The organism is Actinomadura physcomitrii (genome assembly GCF_008923205.2).
In the GTDB taxonomy this organism is placed as follows: domain Bacteria; phylum Actinomycetota; class Actinomycetes; order Streptosporangiales; family Streptosporangiaceae; genus Spirillospora; species Spirillospora physcomitrii.
The window spans coordinates 52,573-67,004 of record NZ_WBMS02000006.1; the positions used below are offsets into that span (position 1 = coordinate 52,573).

Sequence of the window (14,432 nt, forward strand, 5' to 3'; positions counted from 1 at the left end):
GCCATGGCCGCCCCCGACGCCGCCCGTGCCTCGCGTCCCGCCGCAGACCGCGGGACCGCGTCCGTCGAGTTCGCCGCGCTGCTGCCGATCGTGCTGGGCGTCGTGCTGGTCTGCTTCGAGGCGCTGATGGCGTCCGTGACGGTGGAGCGGGTGGAGAACGCGGCGCGGACCGGCGCCCGCGTCGCGGCCATGCGGCAGGACGCGTCGGCCTGCGTCCCGGCGGCCGCCGCGGCGCTGCCGGGCTGGCTGAACGAGCGGGAACTGCGCGGCGGCGACGCCGGGGACGACGGCGTGTCCTGCACCGTCCGGGCGAAGGTGCCGCTGCTGTGGCGCGGCGTCCCGCTCGACTACACCGTGACCCGCACCGTCACGATGCCGGAGGGGTGAGCCGATGGGACTGAAGGACCGGCTGGAGGACGAGCGGCTGCACGGCACCGCCGCGAACCGCGCCGGGGTGTCGCACTGGCGCCGCCGGCTGCTGGAGGAGGTGAACCTCGACGAGCTGGCGCTGCTCGGGCTGGCGCAGCGGCGGGCCCGGCTGGAGAAGGTCACCGGGCACATCGTCGGCCGCGAGGGCCCGGTGCTGTCGCCGGGGGAGCGGGCCGCGCTGATCCGCCGGGTGGTGGACGAGGCGCTCGGCCTCGGCGTGCTCGAACCGCTGCTGGCCGACGAGACCGTCACCGAGATCATGGTGAACGGCCCCGACCACGTGTTCGTGGAGCGGGAGGGCCGGGTGCAGCGGGTCGACACCGCGTTCGCCAGCGAGGACCAGCTGTACCAGACGATCGACCGGATCGTCGCGCAGGTGAACCGCCGGGTCGACGAGTCGAGCCCGATGGTGGACGCGCGGCTGCCCGGCGGCGAGCGGGTCAACGTGATCATCCCGCCGCTGTCGCTGGTCGGGCCGGTGCTGACGATCCGCCGGTTCCCCCGCTCGTACACGATCGAGGAGCTGGCCGCGCGGGCCAGCCTGGACGCGCCGACGGGGCTGCTGCTGGCCGCGTTCGTCCGGGCCCGGCTGAACCTGGTCATCTCCGGCGGTACTGGGACGGGCAAGACGACGATGCTGAACGCGCTGTCGGCGTTCATCCCCGGCCACGAGCGGATCGTCACGATCGAGGACTCGGCGGAGCTGCGGCTGCGCCAGGAGCACGTGGTGCCGCTGGAGTCGCGCCCGCCGAACATCGAGGACAAGGGCCGGATCACGATCCGCGACCTGGTCCGCAACGCGCTGCGGATGCGCCCGGACCGGATCATCGTCGGCGAGGTCCGCGGCGGCGAGACCCTCGACATGCTCCAGGCGATGAACACCGGCCACGAGGGGTCGATGGTGACGGTGCACGCCAACTCCACCGAGGACGCGGTGTACCGGCTGCAGACGCTGGCCAGCATGAGCGACGTCAAGCTGCCGTTCGACACGATCCGCGACCAGATCGACAGCGCCGTCGACGTGATCGTGCACCTCGGCCGGGGCCCGGACGGCTCGCGCCGGATCGTGGAGGTCGCGGCGGTGAGCACACGGCGCGGGGAGCGGCTCCGGCTGGAACCGATCATGACGTTCGAGTCGCTGCCGATCGGGCCGGACCGGGTGGTGCGCGGCGAGTTCCGGCACCGCCCGCTGCCCGCGCCGCTGGCGACCCGGCTGTTCCACGCCGGCGAGGGCGTCCCGCCGGTGTTCGGCGTCCGAGCCGACGACGGGGAGGGGCGATGAGCCTGCCGGTCATCATGCTGCTGATGGCGGTCACCGGGGTCCTGGCCGTCTGGGGGGCGGGGGAGCTCGCCGCGGGCCGGGAGCTGCGCCGCGGCATCACCGTCCGGTCCCGGCTGGACGGGGAGGCGCCGCCCGACGGGCCGCTCGTCCGGCTGGACCGGCGGCTGCGCGGCACCGAGCTCGGCCGGCTGCTGGCCCGCCGGATCGCCGCGGCGGGCCTGGCGATGCGGGTGTCCACGTTCCTGCTCGCGATCGTCGCGGGCGGCCTGGCCGCCATCGCGCTGATCGGCCGGCTGCTCGGGCCGGTGTTCGGCGTCGCCGCCGCCGTCGCGGTCGGGTTCGTGTTCTTCGGCTACCTGCGGCGGCGCGAGGAGCGGCGCAAGGAGGAGTTCATCGCGCAGCTCCCGGAGCTGGCGCGGGTGCTGTCCAACGCCGCGCAGGCCGGGCTGTCGCTGCGCACCGCGATCGCGCTGGCCGCCGACGAGCTGGACGACCCGGCCCGCACAGAGCTGCGCCGCGCCGCCGACGGGCTGCGGCTCGGCGAGTCGCTGGAGGCGGTGCTCGGCGACCTCGCGGGCCGGCTGCCGTCCCGCGAGCTCGGCGTGCTGGTCAGCACGCTGCTGGTGGCGGCGCGGTCGGGCGGGTCGCTGGTCACCGCGCTGCGCAGCATCGCCGGGACGCTGGAGGACCGCAAGGAGATCCGCCGCGAGGTCCGCACGATCCTCGGCCAGGCGGTGGTGTCGAACTGGGCGGTCGGGATCCTCGGCGTGGCCGGCATCGCCATGATCAACCAGATCGAGCCGGGGGCGCTGCGCGAGATGAGCACCCATCTCACCGGGCAGCTGATGCTCGCGGCCGGCGCGGGGCTGTTCACGACCAGCCTGCTGGTCATCCGCCGGATCACCCGGATCGACGTGTGAGGTGACCAGATGATCTTCGTGCTGGCAGCCGGCGCCGGGCTCAGCGTGCTGCTGGGCGCCTGGGGCTTCGTCCTGCTCACCGGCGGCGAGCGGGTGGCCGGGTCGGCGCTCGCCGCGTCCGCCCCGCCGCCCGCCGCGCGGCCCGGCCGCGGCGAGGTGTTCGGGCTGAACCGGCTGGCCGGACGGATCGGCCGGCCCTTCGGCCGCCCCCTGATGACCGCGCTCGCCCCCTGGCACCGCCGGATCCGCGAGCGGATCGACGCGGCGGGCCGTCCGGGCGGCATGACGGTCGAGTCGTACGCGCGCATCACCGCCGGGTACGCGGTCCTGTTCGGGTCGCTGGGGGTGCTGCTGCTCAGCGCCGGGCAGGTCCCGATGGGGCTGATCTGCCTCGCCGGGATCTTCCAGAACGAGTTGTTCCTGCTCGGCCGCGCCCGCAGCCGCCGCGACGAGATGCAGCGCGGCATGCCCGACTTCCTCGACGTCCTCGCCGTGACGGTGTCGGCGGGCATGGGGTTCCGGCACTCGCTGGCCCGGGTCGTGGAGAGCATGCCGGGCCCGCTGGCGGACGAGTTCACGATCGCGCTGCGGCAGATGGAGCTCGGCACGTCGCGCCGCGAGGCGTTCGAGGACCTGCGGCGCCGCAACCGGTCGGAGATGCTGAGCCAGTTCGTCACGGCCGTCCTGCAGGCCGAGGAGCTGGGCGCGCCGCTCGCCACCGCGCTGATCGACATCGCCACCGACATGCGCCGCGAGTCCGCGCAGTGGGCGCGGCGCAAGGCGCAGCGGACGACGCCGCAGGTCACCGCCGTCACCACCGCCCTCACCCTGCCGGCGCTGATCCTCGTCGTGCTGGGCGCCCTCTTCTACAGCTCGGGAGCTGATCTCGGTGCCGTCCTCGGCCACTGACCCCGGGCCGGGCCCGGGGACGCGCGAGCCCGCGCGGGCCCGGTCGCGGATCGACGCCGCGTTCCGGCTGCTCATGCAGGTCCGGACGCTGATGGCGGCGATCACGCTGCTCGTCCTCGCGGTGCGCGGGCTGACGGTCTCGACGTTCGTCATGGTGGCGTGCGTCGGGCTGCTGTCCTGGCTGGTCTCCCGGCACGTGGACCGGATCGTCCCGCGGCTGCTCGACCACCCGCTGCTCGTCGCGCTCGACCTGTGCGTGGGGTTCGCGGTGCTGGCGGTGTGCGGGCCGTCCGGGCCGTTCTTCCTGTCGACGGTGGCGACCGCGGCGGCGGCGGGGCTGCTGTACCGGTGGCCGGGCATGCTGATCGTGTCCGTCGTGCAGATCGCCGGGTACTTCGTCACCTTCGCCGTCCCGCACGCCGACGTCGGCACGTTCCAGGCGCTGGCCGGCCAGCCCGCCTACTACCTGCTCGTCGGGTTCGCGGGCGTGGCGCTGCGGCGGCTGTTCGAGGAGCACGCGGCGGCGGAGGACGCGCGGGTCGTCGCCGAGGGCATGGCCGCCGCGGCCGAGGAGCGCGCCCGGCTGGCCCGGGAGATGCACGACTCGCTCGCCAAGACGCTGCGCGGCGTCGCGCTCGCCGCGTCCGCGCTGCCCGCCTGGATCCGCACCGCGCCCGAGCGCGCCGAGCGGGAGGCGGCCCGGCTGGCGGACGCGGCCGAGACCGCGTCCCGTGAGGCGCGCGGCCTGCTGACCGACCTGCGCGACGCCGCCGCCGCGGCGCCGCTGCCCGAGGCGGTCCGCGCCGCCTGCGCCGCCTGGTCGGCCCGGACGGGCGTGGCCGTCCAGGCCGACGTCGCCGGCGACGCGCGGCTCCCGCAGCGCTCGCACCACGAGGTGCTCGCCATCCTCGGCGAGGCCCTCGCCAACGTGGAGCGGCACGCGGCCGCCGCGAACGTGACCGTCCGGCTCGCGCGGGCGGCGGGCGACGTCGTCCTGACGGTCCGCGACGACGGGCGCGGGTTCCGCACGGCATCGCCGGACGACCACGCCCGCCGCGGCCGCTACGGCCTGGTCGGCGTCTACGAGCGCGCGGAACGGGCCGGCGGGACGGCGCTCGTCCGCTCGGAGCCGGGCGAGGGCACGACTCTGCTCGTCCGCGTCGCGGCGGAGCCGGCCGGCCTCGCCGCCGCGGACCGGCCCGCGGAGGTGAGCTGAATGGGCGCGACGCGGGTCCTCGTCGCCGACGACAACGTGGTGGTCCGCTCCGGTCTGGTGTCGCTGCTGGAGGCGCACGGGATCGAGGTCGCCGGCGAGGCGGGCGACGGGCGGCGCGCCGTGGAGCTCACCGCCCGGCTCCGCCCCGACCTGGTGCTGCTGGACGTGCGGATGCCGCTGCTGGACGGCGTCGCCGCCGTCGCGGAGATCAGCCCGCTGGCCCCGGTGCTCATGCTGACCTACACCGACGACCCCGGCACCGTGCGGGCGGCGCTCGGCAGGGGCGCGACCGGCTACCTCGTGCACGGCGCGTTCACCGCGGACGAGCTGATCACGGCCGTGCACAACGCGGTCGGCGGCGCGCACCCGCTGTCGCCGGCGGCGGTGTCCGCGCTGGTCGGCGCCGTCCGGGAGGCGTCCGGGACCGCGCCGGAGCCGGCATCCGCCGAGCCCCGGACGCCGCCGGACGCCCCGCACGGCAACTTCGGGCTGTCGGCGCGCGAGGCGGAGGTGATGCGGCTCATCGTCCAGGGCGCGTCCAACGGCGAGATCGCGGCGCGGCTGTTCCTGGCGGAGAAGACGGTGAAGAACCACGTCAACCGCATCTACGCCAAGCTCGGCGTCACCTCGCGCGGCGCCGCGATCGCCCGCTGGATCGGCACGGCCGGTGACCTGGGGCGGGACCGGTGACCGCTGCCGCGGCCGGGAACCGGTCCCCGGCCCCTGGGCCCACCCGCCCGGGCCGCCGATTGGGACGGCGGGCCCTGGGAATGGCGCCGCCCGCTCCATATTTTGGAGGTCGTAAAACGGCCGGGCGTACGTTCCCGGCCGGAAATCCGGCCGACCAGGAAAGGGCGTCGATGAACCTCGAATCGGTGCGGGAAAGGGTTCTGGGCGACGATCGCGGGGCCGACGTCTTCGAGTGGGCCGGGATGCTGATCCTGGTGGCGGCGGTCATCGCCGGCCTCTACGGCCTCGGCATCGTCGACACCACGACGAACGGCGTCAAGGGCGCGCTCACCAGCATCTTCGACGGCGACCCGGGCGGCGGTGGCGGCGGGGGCGGCGACAACGGCGACGACAAGACCTGTGTTATCGGCATCTGCTGGTAGAGGGAATCGGTGATGAACGTTCTGCTTCCGGCCCTGGTGCGCGCCGGCTCGTCGATGCGGGCGGGCGGGGAACAGGCCGCGCGCTTCTTCCGGGACCGCGTCGAACGGTTCGGTAATTCGGGCGACCGCGGGGCCGACATTTTCGAGTGGGCCGGGATGCTGATCCTGGTGGCCGCGATCATCGCGGGGCTCTACAGCCTCGGGATCGTCGACACGGTCACCAAGGCGGTCGAGGACGCGCTCAAGCAGATCTTCGAGGGCGACCCGGGCGGCGCCAAGGGCGACACCTGATGGGCTGCACGTGATGAGCGGCGCCGCGGCCTCGGGAGCGGCGGCCGCGGCGGCCGCGGTCGCGGGCGCGGCCGCCGGCTGGCTGTGCGCCCCGGTCACGGTCGCCTACCGGGGGCCGCTCACGCCCCGCGCCCGGACCGGGGTCGCAGTGCTGACGGGCGCGGTGCTCGCGGCGCTGGCGGTCCGGCTCGGCGGACGGGCGGACTCCGTGGCGTTCGCCTACCTCGGCGTGGTCGGCGTCCTGCTCACGGTGATCGACGCCGGGGTGCGGCGGCTCCCGGACAGGCTCACGCTGCCGTCCTACCTCGCGGGCGGCGCACTGCTGGCGGCGGCCGTCCCGGTCACCGCGCACGGCGCGCTCCGCTTCGCGCACGCCGTGATCGGGATGGCGGTGCTGTGGGCCTTCTACTTCGTCCAGCACTTCCTGCTGCCGCACGCGATGGGCGGCGGCGACGTGAAACTGGCCGGTGTCCTCGGCCTGTACCTCGGGTGGCTCGGTGAGGCGGCATGGGTGACGGGCGTGGTCGCCGGTTTCCTGTTCGGCGGCGTGTACAGCGTGACCTGGCTGCTCCTCGGCCGCGCCGGACGCAAGGACGAACTGCCGTACGGCCCGTTCATGCTGGCCGGCGCGTTGACGGGCATCCTGTTCGGCGGCTGGTTCGCGCGATGAACCGGGCGGGCCGCCCAGGGCGGCGGGGCAGGCCGGGTCGGCGGGGCGACGAGGGCGCCGCCACCTCCATCCTCGTCGTCGGGATGGCGCTGTGCCTGGTCGCGGCCGTGCTGCTGTTCGGCCGCGTCGCGCAGGCCGGCGACATGCGCAGCCGGGCGCAGCGCGGCGCGGACGCGGCGGCCCTCGGCGCGCTCGAACCGCTCCGGCTGCGGCTGGCGGAGATGGCGCTGTCCGGGACGCCGCCCGCGGGCCTCGGCGCCTGGCTGCTCGCCGACGACGCGCCGCAGAACGCGGCCGAGCGCTACGCCCGCGACAACGGCACGCGCGTCGACGGCGAGGTGCACCTCACCGGGCTGGACGGGACGTACGCGAAGGTCAAGGCCGTCACCGCCGACTGCCAGCTCAAGAAGGACGGCGAGCTCACCGAGCAGGAGAAGGACGACCTGCGCCACGGCCGCCACCTGTGCACCGACTCCAAAGGCGACCGGGGCATCGGCCGGGTCGGCAACGCCGTGGCGATCGCCCGGCTCGTCGTGCCGGACTGCACCTACGAGTTCTCCCCGGTCCCGCCCGGCGAGTCGGCGCCCGAGGAGCAGCCGACGGCCCCGGCCCGGCTCGTGTGCGACGGCACCGTCGCCTGGCCGGGCGGGGACGCGGCGGCCGTGGAGAAGAAGTTCAAGCTCAGGCTCGTCGACAAGGAGAGCGACGTCGCCTACAACGGCTTCCCGTACCAGAACATCGGATACGGCGGCGCGATGCCGCCGCCGGGCCCGCTGCCCGCGGGAACGCCGGAGATGATCCGCCGCGCCATCGCGTTCGCCGAAGCGCAACTCGGCACCCCGTACCAGTGGGGCGGGACATGCACGTCCCCGAGCCGCCTCGCCGCCACGATGGGGAACTGCGACTGCTCCTCGCTCGTGCAAATGGCGTACCGCGCGGCCGGAATTTCCATTCCCCGCGTCACCTACGACCAGTGGCGATTCGGGCAGGGCATCCCGGCCGGCCAGGAGAAGGCGGGCGACCTGGTGTTCTTCAGGATGGGTCCGCGCGGCCCCGAACATGTCGGCATGGTCGTCGATCCCGCCACGCACACGATGATCGAGGCGCCACACACGGGCGACGTTGTGAAGTTCGCCCCCTACGACGGCAACATCGGTTTCCGTCGCCCTTACGCGGGCTGATGAGAAAACCTGGGAATGGGCCCGGATTTGGGTCTCCGGACTCATTCGCGAAGGAATGGCGCGTGCGAGCCTGCGAGGCGTGTCCCCCCAGCAGCGCAGCCCGGACCGGCTCCCCGACCGCGGCGCGTCCGTTCCGGAGTACGCCGGGATCCTGGCCCTCGTCGCGGCGGTCTGCGCGTCGCTCTTCGTTCTCGGAGTCCCAGGTCAGACCAGTGACGCGGTCTGCCGGGCGCTGCACCGGATGCACCTGCGCGACGCCTGCGCGGCGGGCGGCGGGAACGGCGGCCGGACCGACCCCGACGAGCCCACCACCGCGTGCACGACGGGCATCGAGACGAAATACCTCGAAGAGACCGTGACGATCCCGACCCGCATCAACGTGCGGACCAACAGCCGCGGCACCGTCCAGCTCACCCGCAGGGTCGGGGCGGACGGAAAGACCACCTGGGAGGTCACCGACTTCACCTGGGGCGAAGGGGCCGCCGCGAGCCCCGATTTCGACTTCGGATTCGGCAAGTTCGGCATTTGGGGCGGCGGGCAGTTCACCAACGGGACGGTCTACTCCTTCGACAACGAGAAGGACGCGAAGAAGTTCTTCGACGACCTCGTCGACCACCGCATCGGGAACACCGCGAAATTCGTCGTCCGGACCAATCCCATCACCGGCGGATTCTCCTGGCTCATCGGCAAGACCCCGTGGGTCGGCAAGTACTACGACCGGTGGATCGGCGGCAGCGAGCCGGAGAAGAAGCCGTCCGCCGACTACCAGGAGGGCGGCCCGACCGGCGGGTTCAAGGGCGAGCTGAACCTGTGGAAGGTGAAACTGCCGTTCAAGGGGCGCGGCTGGCTGATCGACGGCACCCGCACCGACCACGAGACGGGGCAGCGCACCACCTACTTCACCCGGAAGGGCGAAGGCGAGGTCGGCGTCCTCGTCGACCTCGGCGACGTCTGGAAGGCGCTGCCCAAGGGCACCCGCGAACGCGCCGCCGCAGGCGCCGCCGACGCCCTCGCCCTCGCCGTCGACGAGATCGGCAAGCGGCTCGCCGGCAAGGGCGTCGAGCTGTCGCCCGCCGAGATCGACAAGATCAAGGGGCAGATCCGGCTCAACCCCAACATCGGCCTGAACGTCAAGCACCGGGGCCAGACCACCTGGGCGTACACCGAGGACAAGGACGGTGACCCGATCAGCCTCACCAAGACCGGCAACTCCCAGAACGTCATCTACTTCCGCGCCGATGGAAAGGCCAAGGGCTCCCTCGAGGGCGACAAGGGCGAGCTGACCGCCGGCAAGCAGTGGATCCTCAGCTCCCAGCGCACCGTCACCGACAAGACCCTCGACTACGACGACCCGCAGGACCGGCAGGCCTTCGAGGACTACGCGCGCACCGGCGACGACGGCGCCCTCGACCGCTACTTCGACGGCGGCGGCGGACGGATGTCCCGGCTGACCTACGACGTCGGCGGCGACACCGGCAAGCTCGACGCCAAGGGCGAGGCCGGCGGCAGGAGCAAGTTCGGCGGACTTTTCGAGAGCTCCACCGAACACCAGGTCAACACCCTCACCGGGGCCCAGTACTACAAGCCGGGGGAGGGATGGGTGCCGTGGAAGCGCTGCCTCGGCTGACCGCCTGCGCCGCCCTCGCCCTCGCCGCGGGCTGTTCCGCGCACCACGACCCGCCGCCCGTGCCGGCGGGGTTCCGCGAGTACCGCACCGGCGCCTACGCGTTCGGCTACCCGGCGGGCTGGACGCCGCACGGCGGCACCGACGACAGCGGCGCGCCCACGCTCGACGTCGACGGCCCGGAACTGCCGTCCGGCGTCGACGACGGCCAGATCCACCTCGCCCGCCGCGACCGCTTCACCGGCGGACTCGACGGCCAGATGGCCCAGTTCCGCGGCCTCGCCCTGCTGAACGGGTACCACCTCACCGCCGTCCGCCGCACCGCACTGGACGGCGCCGACGCACGCCGCGTCGAGGCCCGCTACACGATCACCTCGACCGACGGCACCCGCACCCCCATGCACCTGACCGGCCTCTACGTCCTCACCGGACGGCGCACCCTGCTCGAATTCATGATCCGTTCGCCCGACGGCGGTAGCGCCGCCGCCCGCGTCCCCGCGATCCTCGGGTCGTTCCGGCTGAGGGAAGGACGATGAGACGCCGCGTCGTGGTCCTCGCCGTCGCCGCCGCCGTCGCGTGGTCGGCGCTGTCCCTCCTGGGCCTCGCCTCGGTGGGCCGGGCCGCGCTGCTGGTCCTCGGGGTGATCCTGCTCGCCGCCGCGCCGCTCATCGTCGCCGCGGACGCCGCCGCCCGCCGCCGCACCCCCGTCCGCGCCACCGGCACCGTCCTGGCCTGCGAAGGCGAGGGCGTCGAGCCGTCCGGCTGGGAGTACACGCTGACCGTCCGCTTCACCTCGGCGGACGGCCGCGACCACGTCGTCACCGAGTCCGGCCGCCCGCGCCGCCGGCCGTCCGACCCGATGCCCGTCCGCTACGACCCCCGCGACCCCGCCCGCGCCCGCCTCGACCTCGGCACCGCCCCCGCCTGGACGGCCGCCGCCGTGGTCCTGCTCACCGGCGCCGTCGTCACCTGGTTCGCCGCCCGCTGAAGGAGACCGATGCCCGACCGCCGCCGCGCCGCCACGACGGTCCTGCTCACCGCGGCCGCCGCCCTGGCCGCCCTCGTCGTGCTCGCGGTCGTCGTGGCCGCCGCCGCCTTCGCCGCGCCGGGGTTCGCGTCCTCGGACGCCTTCTACTGGACGTCCGCCGCCGCGGCGGCCCTCGTCCAGCTCCCCATCGGCCTCCTCGCCGCCCGCCTCACCGCCCCGCGCCTGCGCCGCGCCGGCGTGTCCGGGGCCGCCGTCCCCGTCCTCACGGCGCTCGGCCCGGCCGTTCCCGCCGTCCTCGCCAACCTCCGCCCCGTCGAGCACATCGCCCCGCCGCTGAACGTCCTCGCGCCCCTCTGCGCCCTCGCCGCCGGCGTCCTCCTCGGCCTTCGCCGGCCCGCCCGCGAAAGCACGTCGCTGTACTGATTTGGGTCCCCCGTTGGGCCTCGAGACCCATGTGCCCCGCCCTCCCCTCTCGTTTCAATAACGGCACCATGCCTCCTGAAGACGGTGTCGACCTGCCGCCTCTCCCGCTGGACCTCCCGGGCTTCTCCATCACCCCGACACCCGACCCGGCGCCGGACGCACCCGAGCCCGGCCCGGCGGTGCCCGCTGAGCCGCCGTCCGCCCCGCTGGTGCCGGCGCCCTGGTCGGCCGTCCCCACGCCCCCCGCGGACCCGCCTGCCGCCGCCCCAAGCCGAGCGCGGCCCGGCACGCACCCGCGCACCACGCCACCACCGGCCGAGCCGCCCCTTGCCGAGCCCGCGCAAGCCGCCCCCGCGCCTGCTGAGTCCGCGCCTGCTGGCCCGGCGCGTGGCGAGCCCGCACCTGGCGAGCCCGCGTCCGAAGGACCCGCTCTTGCCGAGCCGGCACTGGACGAGCCGGCACTGGACGAGCGAGCGCCTGCCGGCTCCGCGTCTGCTGGCCCCGCGCGTGGCGAGCCCGCGTCTGATGGTCTCGCGTTTGCCGAGCCTGCGCTGGACGAGTCGTCACCGGACGAGGCGGCGGCTGTTGGCCCTGCGCCTGGTGAGCCCGCCGCTGGGGCGGGGCCGGCGGCCGTCGAGCCCGGCGACAGCCTTCTGCCTGCGCCGTGGTGGGGTGTCCCTGAGGCTCAATCCGCCGCGGGCACCGCCGACTCCGCTGCCGCCGTGTCGCCGGATCCCTCGGCCGCGTCCGCTGGGTCGGTGGGCGCGGCGGGGGAGGTGCCGGACGCGTCTTCTTCCGCGTCGGAGGACGTGCCGTTCCTGTCGGCGCCGCCGCCTCCTGACCAGGACCTCGGCGCGTCGGCGGAGGACAGGGCGCGGCCCGCGCCCTTCGGCGTTCCGAAGACCGGGCCGGCTGCGCGGCCGATGGCAGGCGCGCCGACAGTGGGCGTGTTGCCGCAGGCCGGCTTCCAGCAGCCGGGCCCTGAGATGGGGGCCCCGGCTCGGGGTCCGGAGGCGCCGCGCCGGAGAGGTCCGCGCCGTCCTCCGCCGGTGCTCATCGCCGGCGTCGCCGCGTTGCTGGTGGTCGCGGTGCTCGCCGCCGTGAAGTCGTTCGGCGGCGGGGGGTGCGGGGGACGGCTGGCGCTGCGCGTGGCGGCCGATCCGGCGGTGGCGCCCGCGGTGACCGCGCTGGCCGAGAAGTTCAACGGCGCGGACCACGAGGTCGGCGGGCGGTGCGTCGAGGTGTCCACGAACACGCTTCCGTCGTCGGCGATGGCGCTGGCGCTCGGCGGGGACCGGTCCGCCGCGCAGGCGCGCGCGGACGCCTACGTCCTCGACTCGTCGCTCTGGCTGGAGATCGCGGGACGGACCGCGGAGCGGACGGGCACCGCGCTGCCGAGGCCGGTCGGCTCGGTCGCGAGCTCGCCGGTGGTGTTCGCGGTGGCGCGGGACGTGGCGCCGGGCGCGCTGTCGTGGCGGGCGATGGCGCCGGGCGGGAACGCGTCCCTCCGGCTGCTCGCGCCGGAGCAGAGCGCGGCCGGCATGGTCGCGCTGCTGATGGCGAAGCAGGCGGCCGGGACGGGGGACAAGGCGATCGCCGGGTTCACCGGCATCCTGCAGTCCGCGCAGAGCGTGGACGGCTCCGCGCAGGGCGAGGCGGCGGCGTTCGACGGGCTCGTGCGGTTCGGCGGCGGGAGCACGCCCGTGCTGGCGGTGCCGGAGCAGACGGTCTGGCGGCACGCGGTGGCGGGCGGCACGCCCGTCCGGGCGGTGCTGCCGGCGGACGGCACGCTGAGCCTGGACTTCCCGCTGGTCACCGCGCCGGGGAGGAAGGCGGACGCGGCGCGCCGGTTCCTGGCGGAGGTCCGGTCCCGGGCGGGGGCGAGCGCGCTGGCGAAGGCGGGCCTGCGGCCGGCGGGCGGCGGCGCGGCGCCCGCCGTGTCGGCGGTGACGGGCCTGGCGGCGGCGCCCGCGACGGCCGCGGCGGCGCCGGGCGCGGTCAGCGAGGCGCTGGAGATGTGGCGGCGGATGCATCTCGGCACCCGCATGCTCACCGTGATCGACGTGTCCGGTTCGATGCTGGAGCAGGTGCGGGGGACGGGCCGGTCGCGGATGGCGGTGACGACGGGCGAGGTGGAGAAGGGGATGTCCCTGCTGCCCGACTCCGCCGACATGGGGCTGTGGGCGTTCTCGACCGGGATGGACGGCCGGCTCCCGTACAAGGAGCTGGTCCCGGTGGGGCGGCTCGGCGCGGCGGACCGGGGGCTCACGCACCGGGCCGCGATGCAGCAGGCGCTCGGCCGGATGCGGGCGAAGCCGGACGGGGACACCGGCCTGTACGACTCGGTGCTCGCCGCCTACCGCAGCGTCAAGGCCGGTTACCGCGGCGACATGATCAACATTGTGCTGGTGCTGACGGACGGGCGGAACGACTTCGCGGGCGGCCTGTCGGAGCAGGCTCTGCTGGGGCAGTTGAAGGCGGAGTACGACGCGAGCCGGCCGGTGCAGGTCGTCGGCCTCGGTTTCGGGCCGGGCGTCGATCTCGGCGCGCTGCAGCGCATCGCGCAGGCCACCGGCGGCGCGGCCTACCAGATCCGCGATCCGCGGCAGATCCACGAGCTGTTCCAGCAGTCGGCCGCGTTGAAGATCTGCGACGACCCGCGCCAGTGCCCCGTGGGGTGACCGGGCTCCGCCGACGGGCGCGAAAGCGGGTCGGCGGGTTGTTATCGTGCCGGAAGCTCCCTCAATCGGGCGAGGTGCGATGGTCGCGTTGGTGCTGGTTCCGGCGGGTCTCGTCGCCGGCCTGCTCCTCGCCCCGCTGGCGGTGCCGTTCACCGGCGCCGTGCCGTGGACGCGGCGGACGGCGATGGGGGCCGTCGCCGCGGCGGTCTTCGGGGTGCTCGGGTGGCGGGTCGGGGCGCATCCCGTCCTCGGCGCGCTGCTGTACCTCGCCGCTGCGGGCACGCTGCTGGCGTTCGTCGACGTGCAGGTCAAGCGGCTGCCCGACCGGTTCACGCTGCCTTCCTACGGCGCCGTGGCGGCGCTGCTGGCCGTGGCGGCGCCGTTCACCGGCGGCGGGTGGCGGCATTTCGAGCATGCGCTCATCGGGATGGCGGCCATGTTCGCGCTCTATGCCGTCCAGGCGTTCGCGGTGCCGTCGGGGATCGGGCTGGGGGACGTGAAGCTGTCGGGCGTGCTCGGCTTGTGCCTCGGCTGGTTCGGTGCGCGGGCGTGGGTGACGGGCCTGCTGGCGACCTATCTGCTCGGCGGCGTCATCGCGGTCGGGGTGCTGGTCGTCCGGCGGACGCGCAAGGGGGAGTTCCCGTTCGGGCCGTCGATGCTGGTCGGCGCGCTCGTCGGGGTGCTCGCGGCCGCCGGGTAGGACCGG

16 protein-coding genes are annotated in these 14,432 nt (G+C 74.8%); all 16 read left to right on the forward strand.

Features of this window, described 5'->3' with window-relative positions; translation table 11 throughout:
- Positions 1-3: 3 nt before the first annotated feature.
- Positions 4-387 carry a TadE/TadG family type IV pilus assembly protein gene (locus tag F8568_RS09400; RefSeq protein WP_151593125.1) on the forward strand — a complete coding sequence of 128 codons (384 nt, stop codon included), beginning with the start codon at positions 4-6 and terminating at the stop codon, positions 385-387.
- A gap of 4 nt (positions 388-391) precedes the next feature.
- Positions 392-1,711 carry a CpaF family protein gene (locus F8568_RS09405; protein ID WP_151593126.1) on the forward strand — a complete coding sequence of 440 codons (1,320 nt, stop codon included), beginning with the start codon at positions 392-394 and terminating at the stop codon, positions 1,709-1,711.
- Entirely contained in the window at positions 1,708-2,631 is a 924-nt protein-coding gene (locus tag F8568_RS09410; RefSeq protein ID WP_151593127.1) for a type II secretion system F family protein, read from the forward strand. The genes F8568_RS09405 and F8568_RS09410 overlap by 4 nt, the downstream gene beginning before the upstream one ends.
- A gap of 9 nt (positions 2,632-2,640) precedes the next feature.
- Entirely contained in the window at positions 2,641-3,540 is a 900-nt protein-coding gene (locus tag F8568_RS09415; RefSeq protein WP_151593128.1) for a type II secretion system F family protein, read from the forward strand.
- Positions 3,521-4,756 carry a sensor histidine kinase gene (locus F8568_RS50250; RefSeq protein WP_151593129.1) on the forward strand — a complete coding sequence of 412 codons (1,236 nt, stop codon included), beginning with the start codon at positions 3,521-3,523 and terminating at the stop codon, positions 4,754-4,756. The genes F8568_RS09415 and F8568_RS50250 overlap by 20 nt, the downstream gene beginning before the upstream one ends.
- Positions 4,757-5,446 (forward strand): response regulator, encoded by a 690-nt coding sequence (locus tag F8568_RS09425; RefSeq protein ID WP_151593130.1) that lies wholly within the window; start codon positions 4,757-4,759, stop codon positions 5,444-5,446.
- Between the two features lie 170 nt (positions 5,447-5,616).
- A complete protein-coding gene (locus F8568_RS09430; RefSeq protein ID WP_151593131.1) occupies positions 5,617-5,868 on the forward strand; it encodes a hypothetical protein in 252 nt (83 codons plus the stop codon).
- Positions 5,869-5,880: 12 nt separating this feature from the next.
- On the forward strand, positions 5,881-6,159 hold the full coding sequence (locus F8568_RS09435) for a hypothetical protein (protein WP_151593132.1): 279 nt from the start codon (positions 5,881-5,883) through the stop codon (positions 6,157-6,159).
- A 13-nt stretch (positions 6,160-6,172) separates the two neighbouring features.
- Positions 6,173-6,829, forward strand: a complete 657-nt coding sequence (locus F8568_RS09440) for a prepilin peptidase (protein WP_151593133.1) — start codon at positions 6,173-6,175, stop codon at positions 6,827-6,829.
- A complete protein-coding gene (locus F8568_RS09445; protein ID WP_151593134.1) occupies positions 6,826-8,010 on the forward strand; it encodes a C40 family peptidase in 1,185 nt (394 codons plus the stop codon). The genes F8568_RS09440 and F8568_RS09445 overlap by 4 nt, the downstream gene beginning before the upstream one ends.
- Before the next feature lie 79 nt (positions 8,011-8,089).
- A complete protein-coding gene (locus F8568_RS09450; protein ID WP_160573554.1) occupies positions 8,090-9,637 on the forward strand; it encodes a hypothetical protein in 1,548 nt (515 codons plus the stop codon).
- The gene (locus F8568_RS09455) at positions 9,616-10,170 is read left to right on the forward strand and encodes a hypothetical protein (RefSeq protein WP_151593135.1); all 555 of its coding nucleotides are present in this window, start codon (positions 9,616-9,618) and stop codon (positions 10,168-10,170) included. The genes F8568_RS09450 and F8568_RS09455 overlap by 22 nt, the downstream gene beginning before the upstream one ends.
- Positions 10,167-10,622 carry a DUF3592 domain-containing protein gene (locus F8568_RS09460; protein WP_151593136.1) on the forward strand — a complete coding sequence of 152 codons (456 nt, stop codon included), beginning with the start codon at positions 10,167-10,169 and terminating at the stop codon, positions 10,620-10,622. The genes F8568_RS09455 and F8568_RS09460 overlap by 4 nt, the downstream gene beginning before the upstream one ends.
- Before the next feature lie 9 nt (positions 10,623-10,631).
- Positions 10,632-11,045: a hypothetical protein gene (locus tag F8568_RS09465; RefSeq protein ID WP_151593137.1), complete on the forward strand. Its 414-nt coding sequence runs from the start codon at positions 10,632-10,634 to the stop codon at positions 11,043-11,045.
- A 1,049-nt stretch (positions 11,046-12,094) separates the two neighbouring features.
- Positions 12,095-13,726, forward strand: a complete 1,632-nt coding sequence (locus tag F8568_RS09470; RefSeq protein WP_160573555.1) for a substrate-binding domain-containing protein — start codon at positions 12,095-12,097, stop codon at positions 13,724-13,726.
- Positions 13,727-13,805: 79 nt separating this feature from the next.
- Positions 13,806-14,426 carry a prepilin peptidase gene (locus F8568_RS09475; RefSeq protein ID WP_151593139.1) on the forward strand — a complete coding sequence of 207 codons (621 nt, stop codon included), beginning with the start codon at positions 13,806-13,808 and terminating at the stop codon, positions 14,424-14,426.
- Positions 14,427-14,432: the final 6 nt, after the last annotated feature.

What these genes read in the sequence shown, in the direction of transcription:
- F8568_RS09400 (WP_151593125.1), top strand. Translation starts at nt 4, where the DNA reads ATGGCCGCCCCCGACGCCGCCCGTGCCTCGCGTCCCGCCGCAGACCGC.
- F8568_RS09405 (WP_151593126.1), top strand. Translation starts at nt 392, where the DNA reads ATGGGACTGAAGGACCGGCTGGAGGACGAGCGGCTGCACGGCACCGCC.
- F8568_RS09410 (WP_151593127.1), top strand. Translation starts at nt 1,708, where the DNA reads ATGAGCCTGCCGGTCATCATGCTGCTGATGGCGGTCACCGGGGTCCTG.
- F8568_RS09415 (WP_151593128.1), top strand. Translation starts at nt 2,641, where the DNA reads ATGATCTTCGTGCTGGCAGCCGGCGCCGGGCTCAGCGTGCTGCTGGGC.
- F8568_RS09425 (WP_151593130.1), top strand. Translation starts at nt 4,757, where the DNA reads ATGGGCGCGACGCGGGTCCTCGTCGCCGACGACAACGTGGTGGTCCGC.
- F8568_RS09430 (WP_151593131.1), top strand. Translation starts at nt 5,617, where the DNA reads ATGAACCTCGAATCGGTGCGGGAAAGGGTTCTGGGCGACGATCGCGGG.
- F8568_RS09435 (WP_151593132.1), top strand. Translation starts at nt 5,881, where the DNA reads ATGAACGTTCTGCTTCCGGCCCTGGTGCGCGCCGGCTCGTCGATGCGG.
- F8568_RS09440 (WP_151593133.1), top strand. Translation starts at nt 6,173, where the DNA reads ATGAGCGGCGCCGCGGCCTCGGGAGCGGCGGCCGCGGCGGCCGCGGTC.
- F8568_RS09445 (WP_151593134.1), top strand. Translation starts at nt 6,826, where the DNA reads ATGAACCGGGCGGGCCGCCCAGGGCGGCGGGGCAGGCCGGGTCGGCGG.
- F8568_RS09460 (WP_151593136.1), top strand. Translation starts at nt 10,167, where the DNA reads ATGAGACGCCGCGTCGTGGTCCTCGCCGTCGCCGCCGCCGTCGCGTGG.
- F8568_RS09465 (WP_151593137.1), top strand. Translation starts at nt 10,632, where the DNA reads ATGCCCGACCGCCGCCGCGCCGCCACGACGGTCCTGCTCACCGCGGCC.
- F8568_RS09475 (WP_151593139.1), top strand. Translation starts at nt 13,806, where the DNA reads ATGGTCGCGTTGGTGCTGGTTCCGGCGGGTCTCGTCGCCGGCCTGCTC.